We start from the raw sequence: 16,960 nt of genomic DNA, 5'->3' as shown, positions 1-16,960 counted from the left end.
CTTTCACAGAAAACGTTTCTAACTTTAGCACTTCTTAGGAGCTGCTACTCCCTTCTTTGAGGCAATGATTGTTTGCATCATTCCTTTGCGTGACATAGATGCTTTACATGGTCTGTTGTTAACCCAATACCTCTCAATCATGCCTAAATAATCCTTAGCACGCGTTATTCGCTGACTGTTAACTATCTTTGCCTTATTGATAGAAGAATCTGCCAGAAACCTGTATATATCAAGCATGCTTTCTGCACAGTTAAGATCTGTTTCTGTGCCTGAAAGCGCTTTATCTGCTTCTACCATTAACTGAAAAGTATACGGGACAGAACTTCCATATTTCCCAGACTTAACACCTCCGCCAGCAAGGTACTCATCTATATTCCATTTTGTTATCTCAATCCCACAGTCATAGCCAATCTCACGCATTTCGTCCCAGTCAATTTCATCATCAGCCGTAGCGAGATACATTAGAAAAAGCGCAATCTCTACTCTGATACCACGATCGGATTCTAATGGTGCACCTCCCTTTTCAAATATCATCATTGCCAGCTCCGACACCTTATCGACATACGTCTTTACAGAATATCCTTCCATATCACGTCACCTCCATTACCCACATTGAGACATCTTTTCAGCTTCCTTTAGTTCTTGATCCAATTCGTCTATACGCTTGTTAAGCTCCTCAATAGTTGCCAAAAGATCATTTATAATGCTTCTAAGTTCTTCCTGCTTTTTCTTTACTGCTTCATCATCGTCGAGAAAGTCCTTTGCGTTGTACGGGAAACTATTCTTGATTTCACTAATCTCAGATACCAAAAAGTCCCTCTGCACTATAAGCCTTCCCAATAATGCTTTAAGCTCCGCTATGCCTTCTGCACTGTTCTTATATTTTTCTGAAACATCTGAGCCATCGATAATATCAACAATTTCTCTTAGCCTATTTAGGTTTCCTTCCTGAAAAGCAGTCTGAGCATCATAGAATAGCTGTTTTTCCTCTTCTGTCTGATTTGGATTACTGTCAGGATGTAGCTTTTTATTTATATATCTGTAAAGTCTCTTCAGCTCCTTGTCTGGAGATTCTTTCTTTTTGCCAGCTCTATCATCTCGTTCTTCATCCTCTCTCGAAGTATAGTCGCTGCTTTCCTCTTCAGATTCCTTTCCATCTCCATCATTGTCTGAATTAGTCTCATCATTTCCTTCTGTATCAACAGAATCTTCCCGCTCTGTACCCTGGTTCTTTGTCTCTTCCCTTGCTTCTGCCTGTCTTTCATTCTCCTTATCTTGCTCAGCTCTTCTCTGAGCATATTCTTCATCATTCTTAATATCCTCAGCCTTCTGATTCAGCTCCTCATAAAACTCAGACAGTTCATCATCCGCCCTTTGTTCAGCTTCCTCATACGATGCTTCTCCGGCTGTATTAATTGCGGTCTGCAGAAAACTGATAATCAGTCTCAGCCTCTCTATTTCCAGGTTATACATCATGATCTGATACTCAAGATTCCCGACTTTATGATCATAATCAGCTTGGATTTCTCTGCATATATGAAGCTTAAGATCATCTCTTTCTGCCGAAAGTGCAGCAACTATACCCTTCAGCTCCTGCACCTTTTCTACCAATCTTTCATATTCGCTTTTTGTTAGAATGATTTTATTAGCGTTATTATCCATAGGCCCTTACCTCTGATGCTCCTTATCCATCTTAAAAAAGCACATATATAAAGAAGTCCATAGAAGCAAATATAGGTTTTCCTTCATCATGTACACTTCTTACAACTCCATATACAAGATTCCCCGCATCCATCAAATTAGGAATAAACTCACAATTATAGTGATACAGGTATCCGAGCGACACATCATCCATTGTGTATACCATCACTGCATTCGGATCATCTTGATTGTCTGGTTCTCTTACAAACTTCAGTTTGTCACCAGGTCTTATCCTTGATAGTTTTTCTGACGCATCTTCCATCTTTTTCAAATCATTGGCAAAACCGATATCAAACCTTGTGCCAACATTATCATCATGCTCATCTATATTAGGATCGTCGCCCTCTCCAAGCAGAATCTGGGAATCACTGCCTATCATTTCTCTTATTTCACCTGATAAGTACAAATCCAGCACCAGCGCATTTCGTCTGTTAAATGGTTCTACCAGATTTATTTCTTTTACCTCTGCCCTGACATTCATTCCAAGCTTCAGCAGCTTTATAACCAGCATGTCTTCTCTTGATTGCATGAAACCCATGCATTCTCCATCATAAGCATCCACTCTTATAGACTCATCATCCTCCATGCGAGTCTCACCTGTGTTGTCATCGGTCACAGACACTCTCTTCTTTGTATAAGCCAGTTTTATTGGATCCCCTATTCTCAGCCCACATAATATTTTCTTAAGCCTCAGTTCATCACGAAGTCCAAAGATTCTGGCACAGCCAAGGTGTACCTCCTCAACATCAACCTCTGGCTTTGCGCATTCATGATTAAGCCACTCCTTGAATAACGCATCTATCTCATCCGGTTCCTGATCATAATAATCAGAGCTCATATCATAGGAATAATCATCCATAACTATGTCGATTTCAGGACTTTCTGCCATAAATATAGTTCCCTGCTCAGTCTTCCTAAACTTTGCGGTACTCCTTAGCACCGCACGGATGGACATTCCCGAATCCAACATCTTAGAAATCATCCCTGTAATCCGTCCATTAACATAGCCAATCGTCTGCTTATCCGCTGTTATTATCTGAACCGTGTATTTTCCATCTTTATGCTCATCAGCCTTGTGAACAAATCTAAGATTGTCACCTATCTTTTGCTGATTAAGCAGCAATATCTTGCTTCTATCAATGTATGCAACGTCAATCTTGTCTCTAAGCAAAAGCATTTCTTTTGACTTAGTATTTCTGACCGCAACCCTGCCAGCTCTCAAAGCACCTAATGGAGACAATTTTCTGTCATCAACCAACGTTACTCTTATGTTAAAAGGCTTCCAGGATCTGTACTCATTCATAGGAATAGAAGTATTTATCATATTCACATGAGCAACAAGCTTGTATCCGTTATGGATAAGAGACGCACACAGCTTATCCGGCTCTTTATCAAGCATTCCAATACTCCCACCGGATTCTTTACAAACCAGAATTGATCTGCCGCTCATATTTAGCTTATATGGAATGCCACCTTCCCTAAGAAAAACCTCATCACCAACCCTAAGATTCTCTATCTCCCGGTAAAAGAGATTAGTATCATCCGGGCCATATACAAGGAAAACTCCCAGATCTATTTCCTTTGGCTCAAATGACTTAAAAAAGTTCGTTCCACTAAAATGCATAATCCTGGAGAAGTCATTAGCCGTAAACTGGCTGATAGCATTTTCACTCATATTGGAGTCTCCTTCCTTAACAGCAAAGCTGCATCAACAACATAATTACTAAGAAACAGCCCCCAACTTTTTTCATCCCCATAAACCGGCATCAGTATTCATAATCGAATTCATCTGCATCTAAACCGGCATCCTCCAAAATTGCTCTTCTCAAGCCAGAATCCACATGTTCCAAATAAGCTCTATTAATTCCGGCATAAGAAAAAACATCATCTATCAAGTCCTCCGGCCTTTCCTGCTCGTTTTCGTAATCTTCAAAGTCAACCTCTATTTCGCATTCAGGATCATTGATAAAAAAGTCTCCCTGATTTGCTACAAGAATTCCATCCAGACAAGAATCAAAAACTATATCTTCCAATGAATTAACAAACATTATGCTTTCCTCCTATTCAGCGTAAAACTTCAGGTTTCCTTTTACTCCGTTCTTTGTAGTTTCAGCAGATACCTCAATGCTATATTCGTTCATAATAGCTACAAAGATCAGAAACTCTATAGCACCTATCGCTGCTAAAGCTACGACATTGCCGCCAGTAACTGGCATATTTATATTTGGCAAATTAACTACTCCGTTCATTTCACACCTCCCTCTCATGCAGCAACTTTCAAATCATAGTATTCCGAAAGATACGGAAGCATGACATTCAGGTAGTTTACAAGCCCCATAACTCCGTGGTCTCTTGACCTTCTAGTTGATATTTCATTCACTCTGATACCTGATTTACACAAGTCATATGTCCTTTGCGTATATCTCCTACTGAATGCATATATTTCTTCCTGTCCAGGCATTACCAAAAAATAATCTATAAGTTTATCCTTGCCTGAAAAATTCTTTATTCCAACCAGCTTTACCTTTTCTTCTAATATTATTTTTTTCATTTTTCTTGCCCCTTTCTCACTTTGACTCATAGTACTGATACTTGTAACATTCCCAGCAATACCAAACATCGCATCGCCAACATGGAGCTCCGCAACTCATACATCTGTCTCCAGCTGAACGTCTACCGTTTACATTTGACTTTTTTCTCACCTTTGCCATGTCCTTAGCACCTCCGTTTTGTTTACAACATATCTTTGTTATGATTTGATGATACGGCAATCAGCTTTTTTACTAATTAAAAAAACGATGCGAAAATGATTTCTCAAGTTCGCACCGTTTTTTACACTCAGTGTTTTATCCTTTTCCCACACTTCGGACAAATAGGAATGTATTTAATTCTATGATCTGGTTGTTCTTCAAACTCAAAATCCGTTATTGTGAGCCTGTCAAAAATAATTTCTTTCTTAAGCATTAAATCGAAGTAATCCATATTCCTAATATCATCTCGTTTTATCTCTACAAATGGTCTGACCCATTCGTAGCTCATTCCACAACCATCAGCATGCTTGGTTTTACCAAAGAATACGCCACACTCCGGATTATTACACATCCAGTTATCTTTGCCCTCATCCTGACAACCCTTCGAGCCACAGATAGGGCATCTAATATTTTCGCTACTCCATTTTATCTGCAATCTTGCAGAATGCATTGAAACAAGTTTCATAAGTCTTTGAGCTGAGTTTATTTCAGATTGAGCGGCAGGTATTATTCCAGCCTTATAATCGCCCCATCGCTCTGCATCTTCATCACAATACTTCTCTCCATAGTTCAAAAGTCGTGAAATAAGTTTGTCCGATTTAATGCTTTTCCTATAATCCACTAAATCGATAGGAAACATAAATACTACTCTATCCTTTATTGAATCAAGCGCGGTCTGTGTAAACTTATCCACAGCAGCTTCTGTATTTTCAATTCTTGCAAACTGAGGAACTATGCGTAAGGACTCTTTTCTTTGTTCCTTGAACCCATTGGATGAAAACAATTCTTCAAGCCCAATTCTCCAAACTTTATCTACTTCATCTAATAAACGTTTTTCTTGTTGTGTTAGCCCCTTTTCCTCTGACTTACTAAAGTGGAACAGATTTTTCATTTTTTTCTGTTCTGTTGCATTTGGCTTTGAAGTAAAAATGATTTTTTTTTCAGATTTATCTATCATTGCTCCATTAGGAAGTGCCGCCTTTATGTCATCCAATTTCCCAACAGCCTTCGCAGGAATCAAATATTCTACTGATTTTTTTTCTATAAACTCCAGGTATAATCTCTCATCACTATCAGCTTCCGAAATTGTCTTCAAATGACATATCACTGTTTCTGATGAAAATGATGCGTCAACACTCAGTATGCCGCCTTGACTCATCTTAATCTTTGAACCTGAATCGCAGTTATATTCAAGCAACTTAAAGACATACAGAAGAAGCACTGTAATATACATCTGGTAACAATTGTTATAGCTTAAATCAATAGATTCTTGAACTCCCTTATCGTCTTGATGAATCTGGACAATCTGCCTTTGGATTTCACCCCAAAGTCTGTATAAAGCATTATATCTGGAATCCTTTTTTAGAATATTTGTTGGCTGAATATTCCTGCTGATTCTTTTCTTTTTATCAATACTCCTATAAAATTTCGACGCTTCTACAGTAGAAAAACTTCGCTCGAGCTTTTGCCATTGCCCCAGAAGATCCTTCAATGTACCATTTTCTTCAGTCTTTTCCACAACATCATAATCTGGTAGTAGCTGTTCAAAAATTCTTACTCGTTTATAATCTGATAGAGTCTCGCCATATGCATTCCAGTCTATGGCATTATCATTCTGTTGTATAGTCTTTTCAAGACTGACTACCTGCCTATGGACATATCTAAGCACATCGTCCACAGCAATCCTGAAAAACAGGTTTTCATATATGTTTATTTCATCTTCATATACGTCTGTTCTCAGTCTGTTAGGCACCAATCCGTTTAGCGTTCTGGCTTTCCAATGTTCTGAATGGGATGCAAGATGATCCATAGTTCTGGAATTGATTCCTTTAACTATATTGACATCCAATACAGCCTCCTCGCTTTTCAGGCTTTTCTTCGGATGCGAACATATATCCATTACCATCGGGACTACTTCTGCAATTTTCTTTAACAAAGAATGATCATCATACCCTGCATATGGTGTTTTCTCAATGATAAGAGGCACTCTGTTATCTTTAATTGCATCATATAACGCTTCTACCGGATATTCTTTGCCGGCATCAAATGCTTCCTTCATCTGCTCTTTAAATTTAAAGAGATTAATTATATCCTCCTCATCCAAAGATATCGTGTTCTGTAAGATAAAAGAATATTTGAAATAGTCAGAATTATGCCACACAGTAATATTACAGCGATTTTGCTTATCAAAAAGTATAGGAAATGCATATTGCCCAGAACCAATAAACTCTTCCTCACAATAGTTCGATGCTATTTTCACACTTTCTTCATCTTCAAGCCTAATAAGAAGAGTGTTATCATATAAAAGCAAATCCATTTTGCAGTTTTCTTCAGGCAGTTTTTCCATGCCAATGGAATTCTTAACAAATATCTGCATTATACATTACCCTGAAATCTTTTCACGTAGCTTTTCTATTTTATTGATACTCTGCTTAAACACGCCATTTCCATATATTGTATTCAAACCATTTTCCAAGGTCTCAAGCCTATTCAAAAGATATGGCTCATACCTTTCATCTAGTTTTCTGAGAATCTTATGCGTCAAAAGATAATCCACAGCTGCTTCCTTTGTTCCGCCACAAGCAATATATACAGGAACAAATTCTTCCATCTGACTCATTATTCTATTACCAAAAGTAATATCCATATCTTTTAGAAGATCATCTACCAGCTCAATCTTTTCTTTGTCAGACTTGTTAAGCTTGTACTTTGTGGTGGATTTAGCAGCAGTAAAGAGGCCTAACACCTCATCCATATCAACAGAATACTTCTTTTTGCACTCCGCCTTAAACGGATCAACACGACTATCCATATCCAATACCTGCGCACGGTCATACACCTTGTCAGTTATGATTGATGTTGAGTCATCATTATTAGCTGTTCCTACAAACCATATATTATTGCTCACGATGACATTTGCTGCTTCATTTGAGTAATCCAGATACTTAGGCTTCTGATCCTCTGCTAATTCTGAATATCCTGACACAAGAGGCACAATCCATTCACTCTGATTAGGTTTTTCCAGAACAGATAAGAAATCTGCAAAGTAATACTCAATTCTGGCTAGATTCATTTCATCCAGTACTATAAAATACATCTTGTTCCTATTCTCAAGAGCAGATGCTTCATACAGGAATTTGGTAAACTCCGTTTCCTTGAATCTATTCGTAAAGTCATTATCATATCCAAGTAATTCTCTATTATCTCTCCATGAAGGCTGTACAGGCACAAACTTACACTCTGTTCCAAGCGCCTCTGCAACAAGTCTTGGAAGACTGGATTTTCCGGTTCCACTCAGCCCCTGTAGAATTAGAAGCCTTGATGCCCCTTCTGATGCAGCAAGAGAAGCCATGAATACCCTAATAGTATCGATGGAATAATAAAGCCCTTTCTTGGTCGCACCATAATTTCTTATGTATTCACAGAGCTCATCTAAAGAGCCCTTGAATCCGGATGGATTGAATATTTTCTGATTTTCTATCTCTTTATCAATATCAAGCAGAACCTTAAACTTGCTTTCCTGCGTACTTTTATATTGCTCGCTTATATATTTAAGCTTCATCTGAAGCTGATTATTTAGAGATTCTAATGAAGCCGCAGCAACACGAGCATTCTCAAGTTCACGTGTACTCATTGCATAAGCGCTTATTTTTGCTTCAGCCTCTGTTCTCTTTTGTTTTTCATCATCAAGAGAAATTTTTACAGACTCCAGTTCCTTAGTATTTGCTCGAAGTCTCTCAACTTCTTCCTTGGATGGCATGTTAGCTAATTCATCATTTCTGTTCTGTGCCTCTTTGAGTTGTTCTTCTAGCTCATGTATTTTCGACACCATTGATTCGCCATTATCATCAAGCAAAAATGTTGACGATTGAGCAACGCTAGCATCTAACTCTTTTATTCTTTCAGCATATGCTTCCAGTTGTTGCTCAAAATGCTCTTTTTCTAAAGTGAGCTTAATCACTTCTTTTTCATTGTACTGATTATACTTTGCTTTAAGCGTCTTTAAATATTCTGACTCTTCTTTTAACTCAGCTTCTTGTTCTGCTATATCTTCCATCTTTCTATCTAATTCCACTTTTCTTGATGAAAGCTCTGCTATTTTCTCCTTATATTCCTCAGAAAGCTTTTCGCGTTCCTCTTCAATAACTTTGTTTGCCTCTCGTATTTTTATCAATCTAATCTCTTCAGCTGAAGTTCGTTCATCATGAGCTTTATCAAGTTCATCTTCAGCCTTTTTACGGCATTCAGCGATAAAGTCTTCCAATTTCTTCTTTTCTCTTGCTTTCTCAGCCTCCCATTCCGCAAAAAAAACTTTCTTCTCTTTTTCTCTGATAGCCCTTTCATCCGCTTTAATTCGCGCTATCTCATCTGAAACTGCTGATTCACAAGTTTTCTTAACCTGCGCTTGAATATCCAAAAGTTCTTTAGCTTTCTTCTCCTGCTTATCTTCCTGCTCATTTAGCATCCTTTCTCTTAAATCAAGAGCAGATTGCCTTTTTTCGTAATCAGCCTTTAGGTTTGACTCGTTTTCTGTATATTCCTTTTCTAGATTCTTTTCCTTAGCTTCCAATTCTTCAAGTTTCTTAGCCACTCTCTCATCTTTAGCCAATTCAGCATCCATTTTTTCCTTTTGAATCTGTATCAAATCATTTTTCCTATCAACTTTAGACTTCTGGCTGTCATTTTTCTGATTCCCAAATACGGTATTTTTACCCTTTTTACCCATTTATTCGGCCTCCATATATCTGTTATAAAGAGCTGCAAAGTTTTCTTCAAACTCTCTATATTGTCTTTCTATTTCAGTTAGTGAGAACGACAAATCTGCCAACTCGTCTCCACCATGTGATGCAATGTTTCCTGCTCCTTTTCTCCTTCCCCCCTTATATGCCTTTAAATTTGATGTGTACTCTTTTATTGATAATGGCAACGAAGAAAGGCTTCTCAAAAGCTCCATAGATATCCCATTTTTGTTCTCCCATGCATCAATTAAAATCATAGCCATATATCCAGGTGCATTACCGTCGTCATCATTACATTTCAGCATGTTATTATATACACCTTTGTATTCTTTGATTATGTCCTCAGATAAAAAGGAGTACGACTTCACTAAAGTATTAAGTTTTTGACTATACTCCCAAAACTCCAACTTTTGGCAATCATACAAATACTTATTATGCTTAACCAACAACCTCAAACTTGCCTCATATGCTTTCCTCATATTATGTGCAAATTCTGCTGATTCATCCTCTCCATTTTCAAAACGATACCTACTCTTAGTCAGTAGCTCAATGGTCCTCTTTACTGCTTTATACTCAGGATCATTGCATACATATGGATACTTATCAAAAAGGTCTATATCCAAATCGTTACCGAAAGCAATTGAATCTTTTAGTTCTTCCTTTTTCTCCATCAGGAATAGCTGAATATCTTCTTCAAACCCCTTATCGCATGCTCTCATTCTGTTTATAACAGTTCTGAACCAATCATCCAGAATCTCACCGAAAGGTGAAATAATAATTATTTCATCAGGAGCATTTCTGTTGATTGCAATAAAACCTCTAGCCAAATAATACTCTGGAGAATCGTCCAAAATCGTTAGGTTTGTAACCTGATCTAATTCCTGCTTCTGTTTATCTTCCTCTTCCTTATCAGCAAGTGTTTTTACCTCTTCAACTACACTTCCGTCTTCCTGAACAGTCTCCCAATCAATCTCATCTTCAAATGGAATATAACCATCCATCTCATCTTTATCAACAGGAGTTTCTGAACAGTCGATGGTATTAGAGCCTATCTCTATACCAAGTCTCCTATTATTGCAAAGCTTAGCCCAGTATCTCAAAGCAGTACGCATTGCTGCGCTTTTGGGCTTTTTCCCGTAATTATTTTCATACTTTACTTCAATGGCACTGGGATCATCCAAGTAATAATCCGGCAGTTTTGTGATATCAAAAACCGGTATAACACTTTTTGTTACCATGTCCTGAATCATGTATATCTTTTTGTTTTTCTTTGATGCTTCCAAATCACTAAGATAAGGATTGTCATATTTAGCCACAATACTTTTTCCATCATTGCTAAGCTTAAGTTCCTTATATCTTTCGTCAAAATAGCCTTCATTTCTACATGATTCAATTGCTGCATCTATCAAATCCTTATTAAAGCCTATTTGCGAGCAGAGTACAGCCTTTGGATTATTTATGCCTTTATTAACAAGCTGTAATATCAAATGTTCCAAGATATTGATATTCTGAATTTCACTCTCAGGTATATAACATGTCCATACTGCTACAGGCCATGCTAAAGCTCTTCTTTCATTGGCACTGACATTTCTATAATCAGCACCAAAATCATACAATTTGGCCATATTACAACTCCTTTATAACATTACTTTTCTTGTACATTTCAAGTAATGGTTTTACATATTCGCGCTCACCATCGGACGCTACTGTTTTCGAATCCCCGACTGCAATAAGCAGTCGTTTTGCTCTACTAAATGCTACACAAAGTCGATTATCATTATTTAGGAATCCAACCCTGTTTTTCATGTCTTTCTCACTGTTAGCTCGAACAACAGAAAGTAAAACCACATCAAATTCCTTTCCCTGGAAAGCATCGACAGTGCCAACCTGAATTCTATGAATGTCACTTGGGAAGTTGTCTCGAACCATATCATTAAGTAATTCCGCCTGCTTGCTATAGAATGTAATAATGCCAATTTCGTATTCAGCATTTTTTGAAAGGATTTTTGCCAGCTCCCTCTGTATCAAATCGACCTCGCATTTCCTGCTAGCACTTTGTTTCTTTACTTCTGCCGGGAACTTTTCCGAAATAGGCATATCTATCCAAACCAGCGCACTATCATCATATAATCCAAGATTATGCTTCTTATTCTCAGGCTTACACATCGTATCCAGTTTGCCATCATAAAACACATTAACAAGATCACATATATCAGGATGCATTCTGTACTGTTCTGTCAGCATAGCAGTTCTGTTTATTCCAAGCTTTTTATCTTCAGAGCCAAGTAATGCATTTAATCTCATAAACAGCGATTCTTCCAATACTGATTCGACATTCTTTCCTTCCATCTTACTTGCCACTGCCTCTACAATGTCCCTTTCGACCATATGTGGAAGCTGCTTATGGTCACCAACCAAAATAATCTTTTTACCCATAGACATCGGGATAAGCAAATCTAAAGGATTTGATCTTGCCGCCTCATCCACAATCACAAAGTCATACTCATCATCAAATCCTTCCATAGATGGACTCAAATTAGGATTTGCTGACTGCTGACAAGTTGCAGCATTTATCTTTGAATACTTCTTTATCAATCTATCAACATTATTGCTATTAGTAAGCTCCTGCTTAAACTCCCATATAATATTCGTCAACGAGGCATCATCATTTCCCTTAGAAACTAATTCAAGACGATATCCTCTAATCAAATCCTGAATATCCTTATCAAGAAGCTCATTATTTACCGCTGTCATTTCAGGGCATAACGCTTCCAGCTTTTCGCAATCAGCCTTTAGCTTTCCTAAGTATTCTTCTAATTCAGGGCAGTCCTCTGTTATCTTCTCAAGTTTTTTCCAATAGTCAGGTATTTCATATTCAAGATCACTATCAAACTTCAAGTGGAGTTCTAGTTGTTTTAACTGAATTGCTCCGTCATCCAAAAAGGCTTCTTTACTTAGTCTCTGACCATTTATCAAACCAGGAAGCGGATTGTCATCACTTTCTGAACCATTACAAATTGACGCTAGTTCAGAAATAACCAGAGCATATTGTTTATGAAGTTCTGGACTTAATTCCATATCAGCAGCCAAGTTGTTACATTCTTCCAGACGAGCTTTAATTGCCTTATAATCAATGGTATCCTCAATAAGAACGAGCTTTTCAAACAATTCTCTTACCTTACTTCTAGAATTATCTTCCTGCTTTTCAAGCCATCCTTCGCATGAATCAATCATCTTATCAATCCAATCATAAATAAGATAATTACCTTCTTCTCTTCCTTTACGCACAGCAATTCGATTAACTGGAACTCCCCCATAATTAACCTCTTTAACAGCGTTATCTACAGCATCATGCTGCGTAGAGGTTATAAGAATCTTAGCCTTACTGTTCCAAAGTTCATCAATTCTTTTTACAATAGCTTTTATAACGGATGTTTTACCGGTTCCTGGCGGACCTTGAATAACTGCAATGTCCGGTGTATTAATAGCCACATCTATCGCATGCTTTTGCTTTTCAGTAAAGTGGTCTTCCTTATTTTCAAATACAGCCTGCTCAAGGTCTGCAGAAATAGGCTGATATCTTCGACCTATTACTCCAACCTGTGCACCGCCTTGAATTACACTTTTCAATCCAGGCAATCTGCATTTGTTAGAAAGAATATTCCTCTGAGCTTTCAGTCGACGCTTTCTTTGTATTTCAGATCCAGTCAAGCTCGGAAGAAGATAACCTGAAGAAGGTATGATACGAGTCGTATCCATATCTTCCTTTATCCTGAATTCGTTAGTATTAACACAGCTATAATCTATCTCAGAGCCCAAAACAGTCACTGATTTAAAATTATATCCAAGTGGATCCTGAGGATTTATGTTCTGAATGGCAACATAATACATATTGTCAGCGCAAAACTCTCGTCTTGTATAGCATTTATCAAGGGAGAATACAATAACACCATTAGCATATCTAAAGCCTTTGTATTTCAGGAATCCCATATCTGATGCTTCTTGCCTTATACTTTCCGTTTCTAGGTCGTTATATATATTCCACAAACTGATAAACTCATTATCAGAACTGATCATTTGAGCATACTGTTCATCTGCTCTGGCTGTCAGCATCGCTGCATCATTTATTTCATCAACAATCTCTATGTTCCCTTTTACCAACATTATTGGAGAATCTATCCTGCTTTTGTTGGTTCTCTTCATCATCTGTATCACATGAAGATAATGCTGAGGTGTCTCTGCAATTGTTACAGTATACTTTTCTCCAATTAGATGAAGTTTTCCTTCTTCATTTTCATTTTTATATGCAAAAAGAAACTTTCCTCCCTCATCAACAATCAACTGCTTTCTCATCTCACGCGCTGCTTTTTCCATCTCAATATCATTAGCCATAAGATCTGCAGCAATTGCCTGGTCAATCACAATTCTAAGAGGATTTTCCTCTTCATAATTTACAGCATCAGAAAATTCCATGAGTGTGAATGAAATATTAGCTCCATCTATTAAATCCGCTCTAAGAAGCCCTCTCCCATATGAAGAATGTAGTCTCGCTACAACGGTCTGCTTCTCAGCAGTAATCCCAACACGAACAAAGATACCATTCACATCTTTAATAAAAAGATCATCCTGCGGAATCTGATAATCGACTAATCCTACCTTTATTATTTCATCCGCGTTTTCAAGATTTGCCATGAAGCAAAACTCATTCGCAAATTTTATCTTATTACTTCTCATTGATCCTCCTGCTTGATTAAAATGAGTTTACTAATTTCTGTTGTTCCATAAAATTTCTCTATTTGCTTTGTGTCAATAAACTCAGCATCCGTAGTAATATCAATATTCTTATCCAGCACCAAATAATGTTTATCAGGAACATCCTCTATAATCGGTGGGCTATTCACTCCTTTTTTGTATGGCACTACTTCTATAGATTTCGTCATAGTTGAATCAATCAATTTTATCTTTGTATTAGAGAGATTGATAACTGCAAGTTTTCCATCGTTTGTTCTTGCCAAAGCAGCTAATGTATTATCTGACTCTAACGGAATATTTTCGTCAAAAAAACTCCGATTTATATACTTCATCTGTTTAGTGATTTCCATACTTCCTACTGTATCATCGTAAACATCCAATGGTTTCATCTCTGGAGCTGCATCTATAGGAATGAGTATCTTTCCATGTGTTTTAACCATATTCCTGCTTGTAATCAAATATACTTTTTTTATATGTTCATCACATAGTGGACAGTTACAGTCTTTTCCTGTGTAATAGTATTCTGCATCACAATCCTGATTATCACACTGGATAACATGGTTTCTTGCATGAGCACATGCCCTCATAAACTCAAAAAGTGTAGGTCTTCTTGAGCTTTCGAGCTTACCATCTACAAATGTCCTCCTGAAAAGCTCCAACAGCTCATCTGTCAGAAAAACTTTTGTATTTTCAAAATTACTGTTCTTGTTCTTATCGCTATTCGGATTACCGATATATTCAAGCTTCCCCCTGTCTACTGAGTCCTGAACCCACTCCGGATTAGCATCCTCAGCTTCGTCTCCAATGAATGGATGACAAGTTGTTAGCATCTTAAAAAGCAAAACAGCATACGAATATGTATCAGTTACAGAATTGGCAATCGCTGCTTTATTAGCAATTTCCGGTGCCATATAAAAATTAGTTCCATCAATCAAAGGATTGTAAACGCCAGAGGTTATATTGTCGGAATCAATTATAGCCAGGCTGTTTTTATCTCTTGAAACAAAGATATTACTAGGTGAGATATCAACATATGCATATCCATTAATATGCAAATATCTAAGGCTCTTTGCTAAAAGACCACCAATCTGCAATCTCTTAGTCAGTCCTCCTGTTGCATTAAAATACCAATCCCACAAATCTTCTATTTCTTCAGGCTTCTCTACATAATCATTAAGAGAAACATGCCCTTTGGCTTCTTTCATAACATAACCAACATATGGTTCTTCCAAAATTGCAATCGGAAATGCAATTCTTGTTTCCTTTGGAAGCTGTGAGCCTTTTTTCTGTAGCCAGCGATACCTTTCAGCGTATTTATCTTTATCCATCGATGTGTTTATTTTGATCAGGTAATCTTCAGATGTTCTGTAAACAACGCCCTGACCGCCTTTACTTAATACAGCGGTAATATGATATTCTCTGCCACACGTATCTCTTATTACCTGACCAATAAGATCATTATCACTACCCATCAAATCCTCTTTTCTATAGACAGATAACAAATAGTCTTGTCATCACTATGGTTTTCTGTAGCCCAGTCTCCTATCCACTCCTCAAGCTCATTTTGCAATGCCTTTACTCCATCATTTTCAATAGTCTCTTGAAAATATCCTGGCAATGTCAGTTTCTTCTCTGGAATAAGGTCATCAGCTATTCCATCTGTTGCTAAAATCATAATTGCTTTGGATTTAATATTGTCCTTATCTACAACTTCTGTAGAAAGCAATTCTGAGATATTTATTGAACACATAGAATTTGTCACATTACTAAAAAGATCATCTCCGCTCACGATGTCCTTACATACAAATGAGTCATAACTAAGTAATGCCATTCCATCTCCGACACCACCTATAAGAAGGCTTCCATTATAGAAAACCGCAAAATGCACTGTCGAATCATAATCACTTATTTCTTCCACGTCATACGAAGCATTCCATTCCTGTACCATTCGCTTTGCTAATATATTTGCCACATTATTACTCATAAAAGCGTACTCTGGTAGCTTATAGACAATCCAATTCTCTACAATTTCAACAATCCTCGCAGAACCCTTATCCGAATGTTTGCAGGAACCCAGTCCATCAGCGACAATAACGTATGCCAGCTGTTTTTCAGGTACTACTCCAATGGCAAAAGCATCCTGATTTACTTTTTTATAAACTCCTATCTGTGATAACCCACCGATATCAATCTGATAATCTCCAAGCGCCACAGATTTCACATCTTGATTCATTCCTTACTTATCCTATTCTTACAAACTGAGCAGGTATTCCACCTCATCTGCCCCAAACATTTCCTTTGGATCTCCGATGACTGGCTCATTTGGATTACTACTAACAGATCTCTTACTGATAGAATATGTAACCCATTGGAAAAACTTTGTGATTGTCGCCAAGTCATTTGCTTTTATTACCGGAACCTCAGGATTATTTATAAACGCATTAAGCATTCTGTAATTTGTTCCATCACCTATACCAAGCGCCAGTTTAGGACACTTCTTTAATCTTTCACTTGAGTGCAACCTCTGTAATGGCTCCCACTGTGAAAAATCATAGTTCTTTGGATCAGTCCTCCCTGGACAATCAGACGGCAATCCATCACTAAGCAAGATTATTGTAGGAGTATATGCTCTTTCAGGAACCTGATTTCTGTCTTCAAGCATATCAATAGCCTTGTCAATTGCCTCTCCCATCCATGTCTTTCCAGCCGCCTGGAATTCTGGAACGATTGTCTCCTCAATCTTTTTTATTGGCTGAACTATTTCAACCGTATTACCAAATGTAATAATTCCAACACTGATCTTCCCCTTTGCATTCTTGATGCCATTAAACTCAGCAATCATCTCCTTAAGAGCCACATTTACAGTGTTTATCTTTTCATTTGCCATACTTCCACTATTATCTACTAACAGCAGAACCGGTAATGGTCTCGCTTCCTTTATAACAACATCCTTTAACCCCATGCTGCACCTCGCTCGTAATATTTCTGTTTATAATCTATCAAAAACCATTTTTGTTG

Annotated in this window: 14 protein-coding genes; all 14 read right to left on the bottom strand. The window is 37.5% G+C overall.

Annotated features, from left to right (window positions below):
- Positions 1 to 24: 24 nt before the first annotated feature.
- Entirely contained in the window at positions 25 to 588 is a 564-nt protein-coding gene (locus G586_RS0110900; RefSeq protein ID WP_026527791.1) for a hypothetical protein, read from the bottom strand.
- A 15-nt stretch (positions 589 to 603) separates the two neighbouring features.
- Complete coding sequence (locus G586_RS0110895) at positions 604 to 1,662, bottom strand: hypothetical protein (protein WP_026527790.1); 1,059 nt, start codon at positions 1,660 to 1,662, stop codon at positions 604 to 606.
- A 31-nt stretch (positions 1,663 to 1,693) separates the two neighbouring features.
- A complete protein-coding gene (locus tag G586_RS22650; protein ID WP_035773057.1) occupies positions 1,694 to 3,376 on the bottom strand; it encodes an HIRAN domain-containing protein in 1,683 nt (560 codons plus the stop codon).
- 91 nt (positions 3,377 to 3,467) lie between these two features.
- Positions 3,468 to 3,749 (bottom strand): hypothetical protein, encoded by a 282-nt coding sequence (locus G586_RS22645; RefSeq protein ID WP_035773055.1) that lies wholly within the window; start codon positions 3,747 to 3,749, stop codon positions 3,468 to 3,470.
- Between the two features lie 12 nt (positions 3,750 to 3,761).
- On the bottom strand, positions 3,762 to 3,950 hold the full coding sequence (locus tag G586_RS0110880) for a hypothetical protein (RefSeq protein ID WP_026527789.1): 189 nt from the start codon (positions 3,948 to 3,950) through the stop codon (positions 3,762 to 3,764).
- A gap of 14 nt (positions 3,951 to 3,964) precedes the next feature.
- Complete coding sequence (locus G586_RS0110875; RefSeq protein WP_155834107.1) at positions 3,965 to 4,252, bottom strand: hypothetical protein; 288 nt, start codon at positions 4,250 to 4,252, stop codon at positions 3,965 to 3,967.
- A 16-nt stretch (positions 4,253 to 4,268) separates the two neighbouring features.
- Complete coding sequence (locus tag G586_RS26095; RefSeq protein ID WP_155834105.1) at positions 4,269 to 4,412, bottom strand: hypothetical protein; 144 nt, start codon at positions 4,410 to 4,412, stop codon at positions 4,269 to 4,271.
- A 127-nt stretch (positions 4,413 to 4,539) separates the two neighbouring features.
- The gene (locus G586_RS0110870; RefSeq protein WP_026527787.1) at positions 4,540 to 6,828 is read right to left on the bottom strand and encodes a DUF2357 domain-containing protein; all 2,289 of its coding nucleotides are present in this window, start codon (positions 6,826 to 6,828) and stop codon (positions 4,540 to 4,542) included.
- A 6-nt stretch (positions 6,829 to 6,834) separates the two neighbouring features.
- Positions 6,835 to 9,177, bottom strand: a complete 2,343-nt coding sequence (locus G586_RS0110865; protein WP_026527786.1) for a hypothetical protein — start codon at positions 9,175 to 9,177, stop codon at positions 6,835 to 6,837.
- Positions 9,178 to 10,599 (bottom strand): hypothetical protein, encoded by a 1,422-nt coding sequence (locus G586_RS0110860; protein ID WP_155834104.1) that lies wholly within the window; start codon positions 10,597 to 10,599, stop codon positions 9,178 to 9,180.
- 217 nt (positions 10,600 to 10,816) lie between these two features.
- Entirely contained in the window at positions 10,817 to 13,924 is a 3,108-nt protein-coding gene (locus tag G586_RS0110855) for a DEAD/DEAH box helicase (RefSeq protein WP_026527784.1), read from the bottom strand.
- On the bottom strand, positions 13,921 to 15,270 hold the full coding sequence (locus tag G586_RS0110850) for a protein kinase domain-containing protein (RefSeq protein ID WP_196811586.1): 1,350 nt from the start codon (positions 15,268 to 15,270) through the stop codon (positions 13,921 to 13,923). Before G586_RS0110850 ends, G586_RS0110855 begins: the two co-directional genes overlap by 4 nt.
- A 143-nt stretch (positions 15,271 to 15,413) precedes the next feature.
- The gene (locus G586_RS0110845) at positions 15,414 to 16,175 is read right to left on the bottom strand and encodes a protein phosphatase 2C domain-containing protein (protein ID WP_026527782.1); all 762 of its coding nucleotides are present in this window, start codon (positions 16,173 to 16,175) and stop codon (positions 15,414 to 15,416) included.
- An 18-nt stretch (positions 16,176 to 16,193) separates the two neighbouring features.
- On the bottom strand, positions 16,194 to 16,904 hold the full coding sequence (locus G586_RS22640; RefSeq protein WP_051204729.1) for a vWA domain-containing protein: 711 nt from the start codon (positions 16,902 to 16,904) through the stop codon (positions 16,194 to 16,196).
- Positions 16,905 to 16,960 lie beyond the last annotated feature (56 nt).

Source organism: Butyrivibrio sp. VCD2006, assembly GCF_000423925.1.
Classification (GTDB): domain Bacteria; phylum Bacillota; class Clostridia; order Lachnospirales; family Lachnospiraceae; genus Butyrivibrio.
The sequence above is the reverse complement of the archived record's forward strand: the minus strand, read 5'-3'. Positions and strand labels throughout refer to the sequence as shown.

Bases quoted from the DNA above. Each gene is read 5' to 3' on its own strand.
- G586_RS0110855 (WP_026527784.1), bottom strand. From the start codon at position 13,924: ATGAGAAGTAATAAGATAAAATTTGCGAATGAGTTTTGCTTCATGGCA.
- G586_RS0110895 (WP_026527790.1), bottom strand. From the start codon at position 1,662: ATGGATAATAACGCTAATAAAATCATTCTAACAAAAAGCGAATATGAA.
- G586_RS26095 (WP_155834105.1), bottom strand. From the start codon at position 4,412: ATGGCAAAGGTGAGAAAAAAGTCAAATGTAAACGGTAGACGTTCAGCT.
- G586_RS22645 (WP_035773055.1), bottom strand. From the start codon at position 3,749: ATGTTTGTTAATTCATTGGAAGATATAGTTTTTGATTCTTGTCTGGAT.
- G586_RS0110870 (WP_026527787.1), bottom strand. From the start codon at position 6,828: ATGCAGATATTTGTTAAGAATTCCATTGGCATGGAAAAACTGCCTGAA.
- G586_RS22650 (WP_035773057.1), bottom strand. From the start codon at position 3,376: ATGAGTGAAAATGCTATCAGCCAGTTTACGGCTAATGACTTCTCCAGG.
- G586_RS0110875 (WP_155834107.1), bottom strand. From the start codon at position 4,252: ATGAAAAAAATAATATTAGAAGAAAAGGTAAAGCTGGTTGGAATAAAG.
- G586_RS22640 (WP_051204729.1), bottom strand. From the start codon at position 16,904: ATGGGGTTAAAGGATGTTGTTATAAAGGAAGCGAGACCATTACCGGTT.
- G586_RS0110900 (WP_026527791.1), bottom strand. From the start codon at position 588: ATGGAAGGATATTCTGTAAAGACGTATGTCGATAAGGTGTCGGAGCTG.
- G586_RS0110865 (WP_026527786.1), bottom strand. From the start codon at position 9,177: ATGGGTAAAAAGGGTAAAAATACCGTATTTGGGAATCAGAAAAATGAC.
- G586_RS0110845 (WP_026527782.1), bottom strand. From the start codon at position 16,175: ATGAATCAAGATGTGAAATCTGTGGCGCTTGGAGATTATCAGATTGAT.
- G586_RS0110850 (WP_196811586.1), bottom strand. From the start codon at position 15,270: ATGGATAAAGATAAATACGCTGAAAGGTATCGCTGGCTACAGAAAAAA.
- G586_RS0110880 (WP_026527789.1), bottom strand. From the start codon at position 3,950: ATGAACGGAGTAGTTAATTTGCCAAATATAAATATGCCAGTTACTGGC.